The 16,481-nt window shown below is 68.1% G+C and carries 13 protein-coding genes; 9 read left to right on the top strand and 4 right to left on the bottom strand.

Annotated elements, in window-relative coordinates:
- Window positions 1-44 precede the first annotated feature (44 nt).
- From LZ199_RS44205 to LZ199_RS44195, 3 genes are all read left to right on the top strand, one after another.
- Window positions 45-302, top strand: coding sequence for a hypothetical protein (locus LZ199_RS44205; protein WP_141643904.1), 258 nt, complete (start codon window positions 45-47; stop codon window positions 300-302).
- 155 nt (window positions 303-457) lie between these two features.
- Window positions 458-1,351: a hypothetical protein gene (locus LZ199_RS44200; RefSeq protein ID WP_253999862.1), complete on the top strand. Its 894-nt coding sequence runs from the start codon at window positions 458-460 to the stop codon at window positions 1,349-1,351.
- A 103-nt stretch (window positions 1,352-1,454) separates the two neighbouring features.
- A complete protein-coding gene (locus LZ199_RS44195; protein ID WP_253999861.1) occupies window positions 1,455-2,222 on the top strand; it encodes a MerR family transcriptional regulator in 768 nt (255 codons plus the stop codon).
- Window positions 2,223-2,228: 6 nt separating this feature from the next.
- Here LZ199_RS44195 and LZ199_RS44190 read toward each other — a convergent pair whose 3' ends face one another.
- The 3 genes from LZ199_RS44190 to LZ199_RS46410 form a co-directional block, all read right to left on the bottom strand.
- Window positions 2,229-4,793 (bottom strand): YfhO family protein, encoded by a 2,565-nt coding sequence (locus LZ199_RS44190; protein ID WP_253999860.1) that lies wholly within the window; start codon window positions 4,791-4,793, stop codon window positions 2,229-2,231.
- On the bottom strand, window positions 4,790-6,298 hold the full coding sequence (locus LZ199_RS44185; protein ID WP_253999859.1) for a hypothetical protein: 1,509 nt from the start codon (window positions 6,296-6,298) through the stop codon (window positions 4,790-4,792). The genes LZ199_RS44190 and LZ199_RS44185 overlap by 4 nt, the downstream gene beginning before the upstream one ends.
- Window positions 6,299-7,166: 868 nt before the next feature.
- Window positions 7,167-7,292, bottom strand: coding sequence for a hypothetical protein (locus tag LZ199_RS46410; protein WP_256569859.1), 126 nt, complete (start codon window positions 7,290-7,292; stop codon window positions 7,167-7,169).
- A 188-nt stretch (window positions 7,293-7,480) separates the two neighbouring features.
- On the opposite strand from LZ199_RS46410, the gene LZ199_RS44180 reads away from it, so the two are divergent.
- The 6 genes from LZ199_RS44180 (at window position 7,481) to LZ199_RS44155 (ending at window position 14,730) form a co-directional block, all read left to right on the top strand.
- Entirely contained in the window at window positions 7,481-8,056 is a 576-nt protein-coding gene (locus tag LZ199_RS44180; RefSeq protein WP_253999858.1) for a hypothetical protein, read from the top strand.
- A gap of 1,317 nt (window positions 8,057-9,373) precedes the next feature.
- Entirely contained in the window at window positions 9,374-10,699 is a 1,326-nt protein-coding gene (locus tag LZ199_RS44175; protein WP_253999857.1) for an amidohydrolase family protein, read from the top strand.
- Between the two features lie 14 nt (window positions 10,700-10,713).
- Window positions 10,714-11,688, top strand: a complete 975-nt coding sequence (locus LZ199_RS44170) for a class I SAM-dependent rRNA methyltransferase (protein ID WP_253999856.1) — start codon at window positions 10,714-10,716, stop codon at window positions 11,686-11,688.
- A gap of 35 nt (window positions 11,689-11,723) precedes the next feature.
- Complete coding sequence (locus LZ199_RS44165) at window positions 11,724-13,025, top strand: serine/threonine protein kinase (protein ID WP_253999855.1); 1,302 nt, start codon at window positions 11,724-11,726, stop codon at window positions 13,023-13,025.
- A gap of 1 nt (window position 13,026) precedes the next feature.
- The gene (gene truA, locus LZ199_RS44160; protein WP_253999854.1) at window positions 13,027-13,824 is read left to right on the top strand and encodes a tRNA pseudouridine(38-40) synthase TruA; all 798 of its coding nucleotides are present in this window, start codon (window positions 13,027-13,029) and stop codon (window positions 13,822-13,824) included.
- Window positions 13,825-13,845: 21 nt separating this feature from the next.
- Window positions 13,846-14,730, top strand: coding sequence for a hypothetical protein (locus tag LZ199_RS44155; protein WP_253999853.1), 885 nt, complete (start codon window positions 13,846-13,848; stop codon window positions 14,728-14,730).
- A 74-nt stretch (window positions 14,731-14,804) separates the two neighbouring features.
- Here LZ199_RS44155 and LZ199_RS44150 read toward each other — a convergent pair whose 3' ends face one another.
- Window positions 14,805-16,415 carry a Na+/H+ antiporter gene (locus LZ199_RS44150; RefSeq protein WP_253999852.1) on the bottom strand — a complete coding sequence of 537 codons (1,611 nt, stop codon included), beginning with the start codon at window positions 16,413-16,415 and terminating at the stop codon, window positions 14,805-14,807.
- Window positions 16,416-16,481 lie beyond the last annotated feature (66 nt).

The raw sequence follows: 16,481 nt of genomic DNA, 5'->3' as shown, positions 1-16,481 counted from the left end.
AGTAACAGGGTGTCTTTCCCGTTCTGAACCCCCAGGAGACTTCCATGAAGGCGATCTCGAAGAAGAACCAGCTCCGCAAGGCTCGTGGTCAGGGCATGACCGAGTACATCATCATCGTTGCCCTCATCGCGATCGCCGCCATCGGCGTCGTGACGCTGTTCGGCGACAACATTCGCAAGCTGTTCGGCGCCTCCGCGGCGGCCCTGGCGGGTAACTCCAACGTCGCCAACGACGGCCAGAGCTCCAACGTCGCCCTGAACAAGAAGACCATGAAGAGCTTCGGCGAGAACAACGCCTACTAAGCTTTCATGTCTCGGAGGCGTCGCCTTCCGGCGGTGCCTCTGCTCACGTGGCGGGAGTCCTCTTCATCGAGGGCCCCGCCATGTTTCTTTGTGCGCTCGTGCTCGGCGGCCGTGCAGGTGGCCGGGAGCGCGACGCGAAGTCCAGGATGGCCCCCTTGAGTGACTCCACCTCCATGGACTCCGCCATGCTGCGTCGCCGGGTGGTGCTGTACCGGACGCTGTCGCTGGTGCTGACGGTGTTCTTGCTGGCGGTGTTGTTCGCCGTGAAGCGCGCGATGACGGTGCCCGAGGACCCGGAGGTGGAGGTCTTCGACGTGCCCGCCGTCTTCGAGTCGCTGGCGAAGAAGAACCCCGACGCCGCCGATGTCTCCGACACCTTCTTCTTCTCGGACACCGCCACGGTGCACCTGCACGTCATGGGGCGCGGGCAGGCGTGTCCGCTGCACATCCACCGTCGCACGCATGAGGCCACCGTCATCGTCGCGGGGCAGGCGGAGGTGCATCAAATCTGGGGGAGGGAGGGCGCGCTGGCGGAGCGGCGCGGGACGCATCATCCCGGCGCGCTGATTGCCTCCGAGCCCTTCACCGGCCACGCGTGGTTCAATCGCTCGGAGGACCAGATGTTGGGCAACCTGGTGTTCGCGACTCCGCGCTTCGACGGGAACCTGTACATCGAGCCGACGGACCCGCGACTGGCGCAAGGGCCGGAGCCCTTCACCTACGCGCCCACCCGCGCGCTGGTGCTGCTGGCCGAGCAGGCCGGTGGCGTGGCGGTGGAGACGTTGCCGGCGCTGGAGGGGAAGATGTCGAGCGTGGTGCTCGCCAAGGGAGAGCACGTCCTCAAGGCCACGCGCGCGGAGCCCGTCATCGCCTATGTGGCGGAGGGCGCGGGTTCCCTGACGGCGGCGGAGGAGCGCCCCGCGAAGCCTGGCCAGCTCTGGGTGCTGCGGCGCGACGCGACGGTGCGCGTGGCGGAGGGGGCCTCGCTGATGCTGTATGTCTTTCGTCCTCCCGTGGACGCTCCGCCCGACGTGGCGCGAGGCGAGTGAGCCCGAGGCAGGCTGCCCGCTCGTTTCGCGGCGTCTCGACGTCGGGAGGGGTTGACCCTCACGCGACGTGAGGCCTTAGACATCTCATCCGAGGTGAAGAGAGATGGCTCTGACGGTCAGCCAGGTGGCCCGATTGGCGAAGGTCAGCGTTCGGGCGCTGCATCACTACGATGAACTCGGTCTGCTGTGTCCTTCCGGGCGCAGCGAGGCGGGGTATCGGCTTTACACCCAGGCGGACCTGGAGCGGTTGCAGCAGGTGCTCTTCTTCCGGGAGCTGGCCTTCCCGCTGGAGGAGATCCGCCGCATCCTGAATGACTCTCGCTTCGACCTTCGCGCGGCCTTGCTCATGCAGCGGCAGTTGCTGTCCGAGCGGGCCTCGCGGCTGGACGCACTCCGCCACGCCGTGGACTCGGCGTTGGACGCACTGGACCAGGGGAAGACGATGGACGGCGAGAAGATGTTCGAGGCGTTTGGGGACTTCGACCCTTCGAAGTACGAGGCCGAGGTGAATGAGCGCTGGGGCGACACGGAGGCCTACAAGGAGTCGGCTCGGAGGACCTCGCGCTACAAGAAGGAGGACTGGAGCACGCTCAAGGCGGAGGGGGACCAGCTCATGAAGGCGCTCGCGGAGCACCTGGGCGCAGGTCATGCGCCGACGGAGCCCGAGGTGCTGGCGCTCGCGGAGGCGCATCGTCAGTACATCTCGAAGTGGTTCTACCCGTGCTCGTACGTCATCCACCGGGGGCTCGGGGAGATGTACGTGAGTGACTCGCGCTTCACGGAGAACATCGACAGCGTGAAGCCCGGGCTCTCGGCGTACCTGCGCGACGCCTTCGTGGCGAACGCGGAGCGCAACGGCGTGGAGTCGTGAGGTCCGTTACTCACGGGCGAGCGGACGACGTCTCGCCTTGAGCCACACGAAGCCGAGCCCCGCCCAGCCGAGCAGGGACAGCAGGAGTCCCGCGCGGAAGCTGAGCGGGGTGTAGTCGAAGCGGACGTGGTGCTCACCGGGTGAGAGGCGCACGGCGCGCAGCGAGTGGTCCGCGCGGTGGATGGGCACATCCTTGCCGTCCACCGTCGCGCGCCATCCCGGGTAGTAGCTGTCGGAGACGATGAGGTAGCTGTCGTCGCAGGCCCTTACGTCCAGCGCCAGGTGCTGGGCTCCGCTGCTGGAGGTCCGCACGGAGCCTTCGCACTCGGGACGGTCGATGGGCTCGCCCGAGGCGAGGAAGGCAATCTCCCGGAAGGGCTGGTCCGCATCCAGCACCGCCTCCAGGGCTTCGTCATCCGTCACGACGCGGGCGCGCTGGACGAGGAAGGCCCGGGGCAGGGCGGTGCGTGAGCGGGACAGGGTGGTGCCGTCCTCGGCCCGGTGGAGCAGCTCCAGGTCCTCGAACGGGGGCGGGCCCTGGCGGAGGTAGTGGGTGACGCCGGCCAGGTCATAGACGCTGCGCTCTCCGGCGAGGTGGAAGCGGTCCGAGCGCATGGGCTCGGGAGCGCCGTAGCCTTCGAGCGCGGGCAGGCGCTCCTCGACGAAGCGGTTCGGCATCAGGCGGTCGAGGCTGCGCTCGATGGTGTTCGTCACCACCGCGCGAGTGGGGTCCTCGGGGCCTTCGATGTCCGCGCTGATGCGCCCCTGGAAGGGCTGGGGCAGCAGGGCGCGCAAGGAGAAGGGCTGTCGCAGTGAGTCCCAGGGTGTGTACTTGGGAATGCCCAGCAGCGAGTGCGCCGCGGCGAGTTCGAGGACGGCGAGCGCCGCGAGTCCATGACGGACGCGACGTGGGCGCGCGAAGGACCAGGGCAGCAGGAACAGGATGAGGGTGGCGAGCCCCAGTGCGAAGGGCACCCAGGGCGCACCGGCCTCGGCGGAGGCGCGCATGGGGAGCATTCGCACCAGGGGGCCGATGGCGGCGATGGCGGCGCCCATGGCGACGAAGGCGATGGCGGCCTTGAGTCGAGAAGGAGGCAGCTTGCGTGCGAGGCGTCCCAGGGCATCCAGGCCGAAGGCGGAGAGCACCGCGAGGCAGAAGGCCGCGCCCACGAAGTACTTCGCTGGGTAGCGGAAGAGGGAGAAGGGCGGCACGGACTGGAGGACCCAGGCCGAGGGCGGGAAGTGGCGGCCCAGGCTGAGCATCACCAGCGCCAGTGCGCCCACGACGAAGGGCCGTGCGCGACGAGGGCCATGCAGTCCGCCGACGATGGCGAGCGCGCAGGGCAGGGTGCCGAGAAAGAGGTTGAGGATGAACCACTGGTCCTCGCCCCAGTACCTGTCACGAGGCCAGTCCGCGAGCGGCCACACGGAGGACAACACCTGCGGCCAGGACACGGACCATGCGAGCTGCTCGGCCCAGCCACGCTGCGAGCGCAGGGAGTTTCGAGCGAACTCGGCCGTCGGGAACAAGGCCACCGAGGCGAGCACGGCGGACAGGATGAAGCCACCGGTGACGCGTGCCACGGCGAGCCCTCGGGCCCGGAGTCTCGTGTCGCGCGAGCTTGAAGGCGCGTCCGCGGTGGGGACGTCGTGGAGTTGAACCTTGTGGGAGCGCGCCTCGCTGCTCGCCAATGGGGGCCCCGCTGCCGTGCCGCGCTCTTCGAGAAGGTCGGTGGCCCGAGCTTGCTCGAGCCCCGTGTTCGGGAGCCTCGCGGTCAGCTGTGTTCGATGGCCCTCCTTCGGCGGCTCCGGGGTGGAGTCGAACGGAGGCAGGCTCGGCTGCGCGACTTCGGCGCGATGCGCCGAGGCTGTGGCAAGGGCCGCTGGGCCAGTCAGTCCACGCGTCGCCGAAGTTCCTTCAGGAGTTCGACGCCCCGACGTATCCGTGAGGAGTGCCACCAGCACCGCGACGATTCCCTGCCACAGGGTGGTCTCGGGCGAGCCAGCGAAGAGAGACAGCGCGGAGAAGATGGCGAGGCGCGAGAGCGGACCGGGGCCAGGCCGATGCGCGAGGTCATGCGCGGCGAGGAGGATGAACCCGCTCCACGCCGCCGCGTCCACGACGTTCTGCTGGATGCCCAGGTCCGTCATCATCGGCGACAGGCCGAACATGGCTCCCGCGACGAGCGACGCGGGCCACGAGGCACGCAGCCTCCTGACGAGCAGGAACATGCCCAACGCCGCGAGCGCCGCGTGCGCGACGTGCATCACCGTCATCGAGACGATGGGGCCGGAGATGAGCACCGCCACCCATCGCGGTGGATAGAACACCTGCGAGTAGAGCGTGGCCGCGAAGGGCTGGCCCAGGCGGAGGTAGGGCGTCCACAAGGGCAGCTCTCCCGCGCGCAGGGACTCCAGCAGGAAGGCGGAGTCGGGGAAGAAGATGCGGAACACGTCGCGCCCGGCGAGCAGCTCTCCACGCAGCACCGGGCTGTAGGCGAAGGCGAGCATCGCCACGAGGCCCACCACGGCGAGCCCCGCCTTTCGTACGTCCCGCCGCCGGCCTGTCATGGGTGGCCCGTCGCGGTGGTGCGCTCACGAATCCACAGCACGTAGTTGCCGTCCCGTGCCTCCTCGCGCCAGCCACCGAGGACCTTCAGGTTGTCGAGCAGGATGTTGCCAGGGTTCTCGATGTCCCAGAGCAGGTAGTCCGGGTCATAGCGGGTCAGGGCTTCTTCCCAGCCGGGCTCACCCCAGACGAGCTTGTCGTAGTCCTCGTGGACCGACATGGGGAACGGGTCATTCCGGCTGTCGATGAACACCTTGTAGTCGGCGCCCGCGAAGAACGAGATGGGCCCGCCGATGACGAAGGGGTTGAGCACCTTGCCCGGAGGGTGCTTGCGCAGCGCCTCGAAGACCGGGATGGGGATGACGGAGCGCTTCACGCCCTGCTCGAACGGCAGCGGGCTCTGCGCATGAATCAGGACGAGCCCCAGCAGGGCGAGCGTCGGCCAGAGCGCGCCGCCGGCCTTCTCACTCCATCCGGCGGTCAGTTCATCGAACCGCGCCCAGAAGCGCTTCCACGCGCCGACCGGCGCATCCGCTGCCACGGCGGTGGCCCGGCTCAACGCGACATGCTCCAGGAGCGCGAGTGCCAGCAGCACGGCGGCGAAGGGCGCGTGGCGCTGCACCTTGATGGCGGCGAGGCCGAGCACGAAGGCCGGGAGGAGGATGGCCACCTTGCGCACGCGGGCCTGTCCCACGGCGAAGCAGGCCGCGCCGCCGAGCGCGAGGTACGCCCAGCTCGACGCGAGGTCCAGGTTGAGCGGGCGCCACTCGACGATGGTCTGCGTGGACGGCAGCAGCGAGTGGTGGAGCGGATACAGGTAGATGTTGAGCCCGTCCGGCCCCAGTCCCGCCATGAGGAACGCCGCGACACTGAAGCCGATGGCGCGCAGCGAGCGACGGCGGGACTCCGGAGTGCCTTCGTCGAGGGCCTGGCCGACGGCGGTGGCGCCGAGCAGCGCCGGTCCCAGGAGCCAGCTCCCGTGGACGTTGGCCCAGACGGCGCCGAGGAAGGGGAACACCCAGAGGATGCGGTCATTGCCGGCGCGCCAGGACTGGATGGCGAGCACCGCGAGGGTGAAGAGCAGGTGCCCCAGATGGTAGGGGCGCTCTTGAGGCCACGTGGGGGCGTAGACGACGAGGAGGGCCGCGAGCGTCGCCACGGCGAGCAACCCACGCCGGCCGGAGGCCGCGCGCTCCAGGACGGTCCACAGGAGCATGAGGTTGAGCGCGACGAGACCTGCGACCAGGAGGGCGGGCCCGGCGGCGCCGAGCCAGCGGACCAGGGCGACGCAGAGGACGCCGAAGCCCCACTCGTGGGGGACCCAGCCGGCGGTGCCGGTGACGCTGAAAGGGTCGATGCGGCTGAAGCCGTTCTTCAAGACGAACTGTCCACCGGCGAGGTGGAAGAACAGGTCGAAGTTCTTGAGCGGCGACATCCCGAGCCGCACGGTGAGCACCAGTGCCGCCAGGGCCGCTGGACCGGGAAGGAGGAGGGACCGCGTTCTCATGTGGGCCGCAGGCTACTTCGCTCCTGGGCCCCTGCGAAGGCATGGCTGCAGGGAAGGACAGGGGGCGAGTAGGGTCCTGGGCGTGGCAGGGTGCTGCCTGTGCCTCGGGAGCTGTCGGAATGCAGCAGGCGGTCCGAGATGGAGACCACATGCGTCGTGCCTATCGGCTGTCGTGGAGTGCGGTGGTGCTTCTCTTGCTGACCTGGGGGTTTGCAGGCTGCACGTGTGACGCGAACGCGAGCGACCCCGCCGCGAAGATGCTCGCGGTCATCGGCACTCGTTGCGCGGCTCCGAGCGATTGTGGCCCAGGCCTGGTGTGCGCCGGCGGGACGAACTTCGCTCACACGGATGGGGGCTCGACCTGTGAGCTGGCCTGCGACCCGAGAGGAAATGACTCTTGTCCTGAAGCGTGGAGCTGCGTCATCACCAGCGATGGCCCTGGCTCCACTCTTCCAGGACATTGCCGCGACATTCGTCCGTGAAGTTGCACGTGGGAGGGACTCGATTCGCGAGGTTTGGGGTGGGTTCAGTCCACGCGTCCAGGACGCCAGTGCGTTGTTGTTCCAATAGGGTATCGACATCCAGTGCCAGCAGTGCATTGGCCAAGGTTCGTGCTGTGTCAGGGTCACCATGGCCAAGGGCGATTCGGAGCTCAGTGGCGAGCGACTGAACTCCTTGGCGAGGCTCGACCATCGCTTGATGAATCAGTTCGCGAACGTCCAGGGGCATGGGTAGCTCAAGCTGATGGGGCTCCCGGCTACTTCGCCCCTGGGCCCCTGCGAAGAAGCAGGGTTGTTGGGGCGCAGGAGGAGCGGGTTGGACCGGGATTGAGGACTCGCCGGCCCCGAATCCTGGTGGGGCAGCGTGGTCAGTGCTCGCAGGTGCTCCGTTCCTGATTCCAGGCGCCACCCGAGTCGAGGCACGTGTCGATGCGCCACCACCGCCCGCAATACGGCACGCCGAGCGACACAATCAGCCCCAAGAGCACGGCCATGGTGACATATCGCCAACGTGTCGAGAGCCGATTACCAATAGTTCGTTGGTGCTTGGGCATCAGGTGCTCCGGGGCCGGGAAAGGGCGTTGGCGCGAGGCCTGCGCTATCGTCCAATCGTGATGTACGAAGGTTAATATGACCTGTGGATGGATGTGCGAGCCGTCTCTCCCGAAATCGAGGTCATCCCGTGAGCGTTCTGGCCCGTCTGAAGGCAGTGGTTGACCGATGGACCCATCGCCTCGTGCTGACAGCGCATGACCAGCGTTCTTGTGAGGGGTTCACGATTTATGGAGAGGGTGAGCGCGACTTTGCTCTGGTGATCGAAGCCATCGAGCTTCTTCGTGATTCAGACCCCCTGCGCTTCCGAAGAGCCGTCCGACATCTCCCTTTGATACTTTGTTCTCCATTGGGGACATACGGCAGTCGCGTGCATCGCACGCTCTATCTGAATACTCGTGAATTCTCCGGGCCGGTTTCGGTGGCACTGGTGTTGGTCTACGCCTCGATGCAGGCAGTTGTGATCGAAAGGTATCCACGAAAGGCTCAGGAGGCGTTGATCGGTCAGCGCATTTGTGTGCACGACGGAGAGCACTTTCTGCGCAGGGCTGGACGGTTCCATTGGCTTGAGCCGAGTGAGATTGAGGATTGTATCGCGGAGCTGAGACACGCTCACGGGGATGGTCCTTTCAACAAGACGGCTGGGGCCAAGGAACGTTCTCGTCAACTCCGTGAACTCCTTGAATACGCCCGTGGGAGGTGGTGAGGATGGCTTGCCTTCAGCAAAGAAGGCCCGAAGGGGGACTGATGTCTGCTCGACGAGGATTCTTCCACGGTACGTTGGCGGTGATGCTCATCTCGGGTTTTTCCCTGGCCGAGGAAGCTGCAGAAAAGAATTGCGTGCCCATCCATGTAGCAGGTCGGTTCCTGACGGAAGTTTGCTCAGAGCCGTGGGGGCGCGAGGTCGGGATTCCCTCTGCGGGAACGGCGGTGCTGGCAGAGAGAGCAGGGCGCGTCTGGCTCTATTATCTCTCGGAGGGGCAACTTGCCCTGATGTTCTGGGGGCGCGCTCAGTCCAACGCCTCCTGTGAATCGCGGCCCGAGGTGCTTTCTCTTCTGCGGCGCGCGACGGGCGTTGTCCTGAATGGCCCCCGCCTCGAGCAGTGGGGAAACTGGCCCAACTTCTCCTGGCGGGAGTGCCATGAAGGTGCGCTGGCTGGAGACAGACTGCGCGTTTGCTGCGAGCGGAGGGCTGGCGCCACCAAGCGTGGCGTCGTCACGCTCCAGGTCGTACTGCGAACCCGCCACCATGAGCGATGGATGGAGACTCGGCCTCGCTCCCTGGGGGAGGAGGTCATCCCTTGAAGGTCATGAACAGGGTGATGGCAGTGATTGAGGGCATGACGATTCTTCAGGGCCTGGGGCTCCTCCTCGTGTTGCCCCTGTGGGGGTGTTCACATTCGGTGGTGCCTCGCGACGTCGCGCATGCCAGGAAGATCTCTGAGTGCCTTGTGTCAGCTGGCCGTGAGGATCTGCTCGACCCGAATGGAAATTGGGAACTCACGCCTGAATGCCGAGACACATGGTGGACCGCCGCCAGTGAGATAGAGAAACTCTCAACCTGTCAGGTAGATGATGACTGCTCCCGTGTTTCGTTGTGGCCTGTTCCCTATGATGCGTGTTGGCTGGTCGGCTCGAAGAAGGTGGTAAACGAGGAACTGCCACGCATCAGCCACCTCGTGCATGCTTCCTGTGGCTACTACTGCGGCATGTGCTCGGAGGCGCCTCGAGTGCGCTGTGTCGAGGGGAAATGCAAGGCACCGGGATACCCTCGGATACCAGTCCCCCCTGAGACTGCGTGCGATACGGCCCCGCCCTGATTCGTTGACTGGTGCAATACCCCCACCACTCGGGAAGGGTGGCCCCGCGACGGTGGGCTGTCGTGCCCCATGGACCCCTCGGCTCGGCGGGCCAGCGCCCTGCCCTGAGTCTCCCGCCCTGGCAAGTCTTCGTTTCGGACCCCGGATTCCGGGACTTACCCCGCGCCCGTCTTCCGGGACCCGTGCTATGACAGTTGCCGGACATGGAAGGTCGCCTGCTGCTGAAAAACTGCGCTGTGTTCCGGGCGGATGGCCGGGTCCGGCGCGGTATGGCCGTGGTCGTCGAGGGTGGGGTCATCCGCCGCGTCGCTCCGGATGCCCAGGTGCCTGTCCTTCCGGGTGACTGGGAAGTGGCCTGTCGAGGCCGCCTCGTCGCTCCCGGGCTGGTGGACAGCCACTCGCACCTCGTCAACGGCCAGCTCCTCCCGCCCAATGGCCAGTTCCTCCTGCTGCCTCCTCGCGAGCGGCTGGAGCGCATGCGCCGCGTGGCCCGCCTCGTGTCCTCCGAGGACATCGAGGCCCTCACTCGCTTCGCCGCCGCCCGCGCGCTGCGCGACGGTGTCACCCTCGTCGTGGAGCACCTCGCCTGTTCCGACGTCGCCGGAGGGCTCGATGCCCAGGCCCGCGCCGCCGAGAGCGTTGGTCTCCGACTGGTGACGAGTCACTCCACCCACAGCATGGACGGCGCCGCGCAGGCCGATGCGTGGCTGGACGCCAACGCGGACTTCGCCCGCCGCTACGCCAAGCACCACCTGGTGCGCGGCGCGCTGGGCTTCCACGCCTCGTACACCTGCGAGGACTCGCTCCTCTCTCGCATCTCCCGCCTCAGCGCGGAGCTGGAGGTCCCCACCGTCTTCCACCTCGCGGAGAACGAGGACGACCTCAGCACCACCTACGCCCGCCACGGTCAGCGCGTGGTGCCCCGGCTCGACGCGCTGGGCCTGCTCGGTCCTCGCGCCATCGCCGGCTATGCGCGCGCCCTGGACAGCTCCGAGGCCGCGCGCCTGGAGCAGACGGAGACGTTCGTCTCGCTCGCGGCCCGAGGCGTGCGCACCCTGGAGCGAGGCACGGACCCGATGGAGGCCATCCTCCTTCGACTGCACCTGCTCGGACTGGGCACGGGCGGCCACGGCACCCTCCAGGACGAACTGCTCGCGGCCCTCGTCGGCGTGCTGCGCATCTCCCGCGCGGGCCACCTGCCGGACGTGGACAGCACCCTCGCGCACCTGCTCGTCAACGGCCCCGCGGAGCTGTGCACGCGCCTGTTCGGCCTGCCCTCGGGCACCGTGGAGGAAGGCAGCCTCGCGGACCTCGTCGTCTACGACTCCATCCCCGCGGCCGACCCCGAGACGGGCTACTCGCCGTACCTCATCGGTCAGCTCGCCCGCTCGCCCGTGGCCTGGACCATCGTCGACGGCCGCGTCCGCGTGCGCGAAGGGCAGCTCCTGGGCACCGACTACGTGGACCTCTCCCGCGCCGCCACCGAGGCGCTCGAGCGCGTCTGGTCTCGCGCCCGACTGGGAAGCTGATACAGGGAGGGCCCATGCCCACCCTCGTGGACACGCTTCGGACCGCGCAAGCCCGGCGCGGCCCCCTGTTGACCGACGCTCGCACCACCGCCTTCCGCGTCCTCCACGGTGAGGCCGACGGCGTCCCCGACGTGACGGTGGACCGCTTCGGCGGACTGTATGTCCTCAGCCTCTATCGCGACTTCACGCCCTCCGAGGAAGAGGCGCTGCTAGACGCCGCCATGGCGGCCTGGGCGCCGACGAGCCTCTATCTCAAGCGCCGTCCCCGCGAGGCGCGGGTCCTCGCCAACGTGGCGAAGGAGACGCTGGCCCCGGAGACCGCCGCCCGAGGCGAACCGGTGGAGTCCCTCACCGCGCTGGAGAACGGCCTGTCCTTCCTCATCCGCCCCGGCCAGGGCCTCTCGGTGGGGCTGTACCTGGACATGCGCGACACGCGCGCGTGGCTGCTCAAGGAGGCTCGCGGCCTCACCGTGCTCAACCTCTTCGCCTACACCTGCGCGTTCGGCGTGGTGGCGATGGCGGGCGGCGCGAAGCGGGCGCTCAACCTGGATGCGAGCCGCCGCGTGCTGGAGTGGGGCGAGGAGAACGCCCAGCTCAACGGCCAGCCCGTGGACCGCTATGACTACGTGGCCGGAGATGTCTTCGACTGGCTCAAGCGTCTGGCGAAGAAGGGCGAGACGTTCGACCTCGTCATCGCCGACCCGCCGTCATTCTCCAACACGAAGGAGGCCCGCTTCTCCGCCGCTCGCGACTACGCCCGACTGGCCGAGGCCGCCGCGCGCGTCGTCTCGCCCGGAGGCCGGCTGGTCGCCTGCTGCAACCATGCGGGCCTGCCAGCGAAGCGCTTCGAGGCCATGGTGTCGGAGGGCCTCTCGCTGGCAGGACGACAGGGCAGGACGGCGGGCTCCTCGGCTCCTTCTTCCCTCGACTTTCCGAGCCCTCCGGGCCAGGAGCCGGCCCTGAAGGTCCACGTCGTCCAACTTCGTTAGCGTCAGGCCCCTGGCGCGGGTAAGGTCCGGACGCCATGTCTCCCGTCGCACCGCAGCAGCGCGAAACCGGTCGCTTTGGAAAGTACCGGCTCATCGACCGCATCGCCGTCGGAGGGATGGCGGAGATCTTCCTCGCGCATCAGGAAGGCGAGGACGGCCGCGAGTCGCCCGTCGTCATCAAGCGCATCCGTCCGCACCTGTCCAAGCACGCGGCCTTCGTGAAGATGTTCCTCAACGAGGCCCGGCTCGCCTCCCAGCTCAACCACCCCAACGTCGTGCAGATTCACGACCTGGGGAAGATCGCCGAGAGCTACTTCATCGCCATGGAGTACGTGGCCGGCCGGGACATGCGCCGCGTCGTGCCCAAGGCGGAGGCGCTCGGGATTCCCTTCCCGCTGGTGTACGCGGTGAAGATCGCCTCGTGCGTCTGCGCGGGCCTGCACCACGCGCACACGAAGGCGGACCTGTACGACAGCCCGCTCAACATCGTCCACCGGGACGTGTCGCCCGAGAACATCGTCGTCGCCTTCGACGGCTCGGTGAAGATTCTCGACTTCGGCATCGCCAAGGCCGCCAACCAGGTGGGCCAGACGCGCACGGGCGAAATCAAGGGCAAGCTCAGCTACATGAGCCCGGAGCAGTGTCTGGGCAAGGCGCTGGACTGTCGCAGCGACGTGTTCTCGCTCGGCGTGGTGCTCTACGAGTGGCTCACGGGCTTCAAGCTCTTCACGGGCGAGTCCGAGGTCGCCGTGATGCGCAGCATCACCGAGGGGAAAATCTACGCGCCCTCGTACTTCCGCGAGGACCTGCCCGAGCGCGTGGAAGTCATTCTGATGAAGGCCCTGGAGCGAGACAGGGACAGGCGCTACCAGACGGCGGCGGAGATGCAGAAGGACTTGGACGCGTTCCTGGACGCGTACGACTTCACGCCCACGCCGCTGCACCTGGCCAACTTCATCAAGCAGCTCTTCGAGGAGGAGCTCCAGGAGGAGCAGCGCCGGCTGCGCAACCGCGTCGCCACCGCGCCCACCTCCGAGGAGGCGCTGGAGCTGTCGGAGGTCGTCGCCACGCTGGACCCCGTGACGCCGCCGGCTCCCATGGCGCCTCCGGCCCCGGTGTCCGAGCCTCCTCCCGCCGTCACCGCGCCGCTCACCATTCCCCCGGGCATCGCCGCGCTGGCGCCGGGTGGCCCCGACGAGCGCACCGAGCCGCGCATGCTGGCCGTGCCCCTCTCCGCGGAGGTGCTGGAGGCGGTGGAGTCGGTGGCCCGCCGCAACGACATCGCCCCAGGGCGCATGGTGGCGGAGATCCTCGAGTCCTGGCTCAAGTACCGCTGACATGCCTCGGCTGAAGCTGACGCTCGAATACGAGGGCACCCGCTACGTGGGCTGGCAGGTGCAGCCCAATGGACGCTCGCTCCAGGCGGTGATGGAGGAGGCGCTGTCCCGCCTGCTGAGCGAGCCGGTGTCCGTCCGTTCAGCCGGGCGCACGGACTCCGGCGTGCACGCCACGGGGCAGGTCATCTGCTTCGACACGGAGCGGGTGCTGCCCATGAAGGCGTACGTCATGGGGCTCAACGGCCTGTTGCCGCATGACGTGGCGGTGGTGGATGCGGTGGAGGCGCCCGAGGGGTTCGACCCGCGCCGCTGGTCTCGCGGCAAGCGCTACCGTTACCGGCTGAACAATCGTCGCACGCGCTCCCCGCTGCATCGCACGACGCACTGGGAGGTCTTCGCGCCGCTGGATGTCGCGGCGATGCGCAGGGCGGCGGCGCACCTGGTGGGCCGGCATGACTTCTCCGCGTTCCGGGCGGCGGACTGCCAGGCGAAGCACGCGGTGCGCGAGGTGCGCAGCGTCACGGTGGAGGGAGAGGCCGGAGGCGCCATCTCGATTGTGGTCGAGGGCACGGCCTTCCTGAAGCACATGGTGCGCAACCTCGTGGGGACGCTCGTCGAGGTGGGCAAGGGGAAGCGGCCCGAGGCGTGGGTGGGGGAGGTGCTGGCCTCGCGCAACCGGAAGCTGGCGGGACAGACGGCGCCGCCCCAGGGGCTGGTGCTGGAGGAGGTCTTCTACGCGGAGGGCCCGCCTCCTCGGACACCGGGCGGCGAAGCGGACGTGGACGAGGACGAGGGCTGAACTGGGGTAGGCTGCCTGCCCGTGAGCCCCAAGCCGAGTGTCCTCGAGCCGCTGCGCGTCCGAATCCGTCGTTTCCAGTTCATCGTGGGACTGGGTTTCATCGCGCTCGTCCTGGGCTCGGCCCTCAGCGTGTCGCTGACGCTGCGGCTGAGCCTGCGCGTGCAGGCGCTGCCCTTCGTTCCGTTGAAGGTGCTGGTGGCGGTGCTGCTGGAGAACGTGTGGTTGCTCGGCGTGCTGCCGGTGCTCTGCTACGGCGCGGGCCGGGTGATGGAGCTCAAGCCCTGGCACACGGCGGCTGGCGCGGCCGTGTCCGGTGCCACCTTCGTCCTCGCGCTGGGCTTCGTCCAGGGCGGGGCGGACTCGCTGTGGCTGGGTGGGCTGGGCTCGGTGCTGAACGTCCTGGCCTTCGGCGTGGGCATCTTCGTCAGTGCGCGCGCGCTGATGGCGGGAAGGGCCGCCGCCGCGAAGCAATCCGAGAAGACCCAATCCAAGGCCGAGGAGCGCAAGGGCGAGTACGACGACTTCCTCCGCGCGGCGGAGCAGGGCGGTGCCCGTCTGGAGCAGCGCGAGGCCCAGAGCGCCGCCGGGGCCCGTGCGGACACGTCCGCCGCGACGCCCGAGTCATCCACCGAGGCCCGCGTGGACACGTCCGTCCAGGCGCCCGCGTCAGCCACCGAGGCGCGCGTGGACACGTCCGTTACGGGCCAGGTTTCCGATGCGGGCACCGAGGCGCGCGTGGACACCTCCGTGTCCGCGGTGGAGTCCCTCGGGGCAGCCACCGCGAGCGCGGTGCAAGCGACTCCCTCGGAAGTGGAGCGCCCGGACCCGGTGATTCGTCTGCCCGAGCAATCCCTCTCCGCGGCGCCTTCAGAGACTCCTGACACCTCGAAGCCGCCAGCGGTCTGAGCGCACGCCAGGCCAGTCGGGCCCGCGTCACGGGAGCCCGCGAAGGCCGCCCGTGACGCGAGGTGCGCCCGACGTCAGGTCCCGACGGCGCCCGTGGGCGTCGTGGGCGTGGCGGGCACCGACGTGTGCATCTCGGCGGCGTCCGCGTGAGCGATGCGCTCATCCAGCTCCGCGGTGAGCCGCTCGAAGGCCTCCTTGCCGATGGCGGCGGACTGATACGCCTTGAGCAACGACTCCTTCTCCACGATGAGCATGCGGCGGACGGCCTCCTGGTGCTCCTCCTCGTGGAAGCGCATCGACTGCTGCTTGAGCTGGGCGAGCTCCTTCTCCGTCACGCTCTCCTTCTCCTGGTAGTCCTTCTCCAACTGGGTCAGCACGTCAGCGGGAATCTCGCGCGTGCGACGCAGGGCCTCGAGCGCGGCCATCGCGGCGTGGATGGCCCCCAGCCGACCGCGCGCCAGCTCGTACTGCTCCTGGTACGCGTCCTTCAGGCCGGTGATGCCCAGCTTGCGCAACAGCGGCGCCATGGACAGGCCCTGGATGACGATGGACAGCACCACCACGCCGAACGTCATGTTCACCAGCAGCTCGCGGTGGTCGAAGTCCGCCGGAAGACTGAGCACCAGCACCATGGAGATGGCGCCTCGCAGGCCGCTCCAGGTGAGCACCGCGCTCCAGGACCAGGGCATGCGCTCCTTCGTGAGCTTCAGCAGCGCGGACACGCCGTACACCACCACCGCCCGGCCCGCGATGACCGCCACGTAGGCCGCCAGAATCGGCTTCCACGACGCCAGCAGCGACGACAGGTTCACCTCCAGGCCGATGAGGAGGAACACCACCGAGTTGAGCGCGAAGGACCAGTACTCCCAGAAGCTCTCCACCGCGACGCGCGTGGTGGGGCTCATGCCCTCGTGCGTGGCCCAGTTGCCGCAGAGCATGCCGGCCACTACTGTCGCGATGACGCCCGAGTAGTGGAAGTTCTCCGCGATGACGAACGAGCCGTACGCCGCGATGACGGTGCAGGTGATTTCCACCATCGCGTCATCCACGCGCTTGATGACCCGCGCCGCCGCGTACCCCACCGCGCTGCCCACCAGCACGCCCATGCCCGCGACCTTGATGAAGTCCATCACCGCGCCGCCGACGGTGAACTGGCCCCCCGTCGCCACCGCCACCACCAGCGTGAAGAGCACCACGGCGGTGCCGTCGTTGAGCAGGCTCTCACCCTCCACCAGGATGAGCAGGCGCTTGGGCGCGCCGAGCGTCTTGAACAACCCCACCACCGCAATCGGGTCCGTCGAGACGATGACCGCCGCGAACACCAGCGCCGGCAGCATCCCGAAGCCCGTCACCACGTTCATCCCCTCCACCCACTGCGAGAGGATGAGCGCCGTCAGGCCCGCCGAGGCCGCCACGCCCGGAATCGCCATGGCGTGGATGGCCAGCTTGTTCTTCCAGAACTTGCGGAACTCGACGTGGAACGCCGCCTCGAACAAGAGGCCCGGCAAGATGATGGCGAAGAGCAGCTCCTTGGTGAGATGCGGCGGCTCGAAGAGGTGCACCGCACCCAACGTGAGCCCCGCCACCACCAGCGCCACCGTGTAGGGAATCTTGAAGTACCGCGCCGCGATGGCCACCGCGGTCGCGACTGCGAAGATGAGGACGAAGGCCAATTCGAAGTGCATCGTTCCTTGCCTGTTTTGACGTCAAACCTTCGCGCACCATAACCCAGGTGCGCGCCATGAAGGTTG

Origin of the sequence: Myxococcus qinghaiensis, assembly GCF_024198215.1 — a bacterium.
Lineage (GTDB): Bacteria > Myxococcota > Myxococcia > Myxococcales > Myxococcaceae > Myxococcus > Myxococcus qinghaiensis.
The sequence above is the reverse complement of the archived record's forward strand: the minus strand, read 5'-3'. Positions and strand labels throughout refer to the sequence as shown.

What these genes read in the sequence shown, in the direction of transcription:
- truA (WP_253999854.1), top strand. Translation starts at nt 13,027, where the DNA reads ATGCCTCGGCTGAAGCTGACGCTCGAATACGAGGGCACCCGCTACGTG.
- LZ199_RS44150 (WP_253999852.1), bottom strand. Translation starts at nt 16,415, where the DNA reads ATGCACTTCGAATTGGCCTTCGTCCTCATCTTCGCAGTCGCGACCGCG.
- LZ199_RS46410 (WP_256569859.1), bottom strand. Translation starts at nt 7,292, where the DNA reads ATGGCCGTGCTCTTGGGGCTGATTGTGTCGCTCGGCGTGCCGTATTGC.
- LZ199_RS44165 (WP_253999855.1), top strand. Translation starts at nt 11,724, where the DNA reads ATGTCTCCCGTCGCACCGCAGCAGCGCGAAACCGGTCGCTTTGGAAAG.
- LZ199_RS44190 (WP_253999860.1), bottom strand. Translation starts at nt 4,793, where the DNA reads ATGACAGGCCGGCGGCGGGACGTACGAAAGGCGGGGCTCGCCGTGGTG.
- LZ199_RS44175 (WP_253999857.1), top strand. Translation starts at nt 9,374, where the DNA reads ATGGAAGGTCGCCTGCTGCTGAAAAACTGCGCTGTGTTCCGGGCGGAT.
- LZ199_RS44195 (WP_253999861.1), top strand. Translation starts at nt 1,455, where the DNA reads ATGGCTCTGACGGTCAGCCAGGTGGCCCGATTGGCGAAGGTCAGCGTT.
- LZ199_RS44185 (WP_253999859.1), bottom strand. Translation starts at nt 6,298, where the DNA reads ATGAGAACGCGGTCCCTCCTCCTTCCCGGTCCAGCGGCCCTGGCGGCA.
- LZ199_RS44205 (WP_141643904.1), top strand. Translation starts at nt 45, where the DNA reads ATGAAGGCGATCTCGAAGAAGAACCAGCTCCGCAAGGCTCGTGGTCAG.
- LZ199_RS44170 (WP_253999856.1), top strand. Translation starts at nt 10,714, where the DNA reads ATGCCCACCCTCGTGGACACGCTTCGGACCGCGCAAGCCCGGCGCGGC.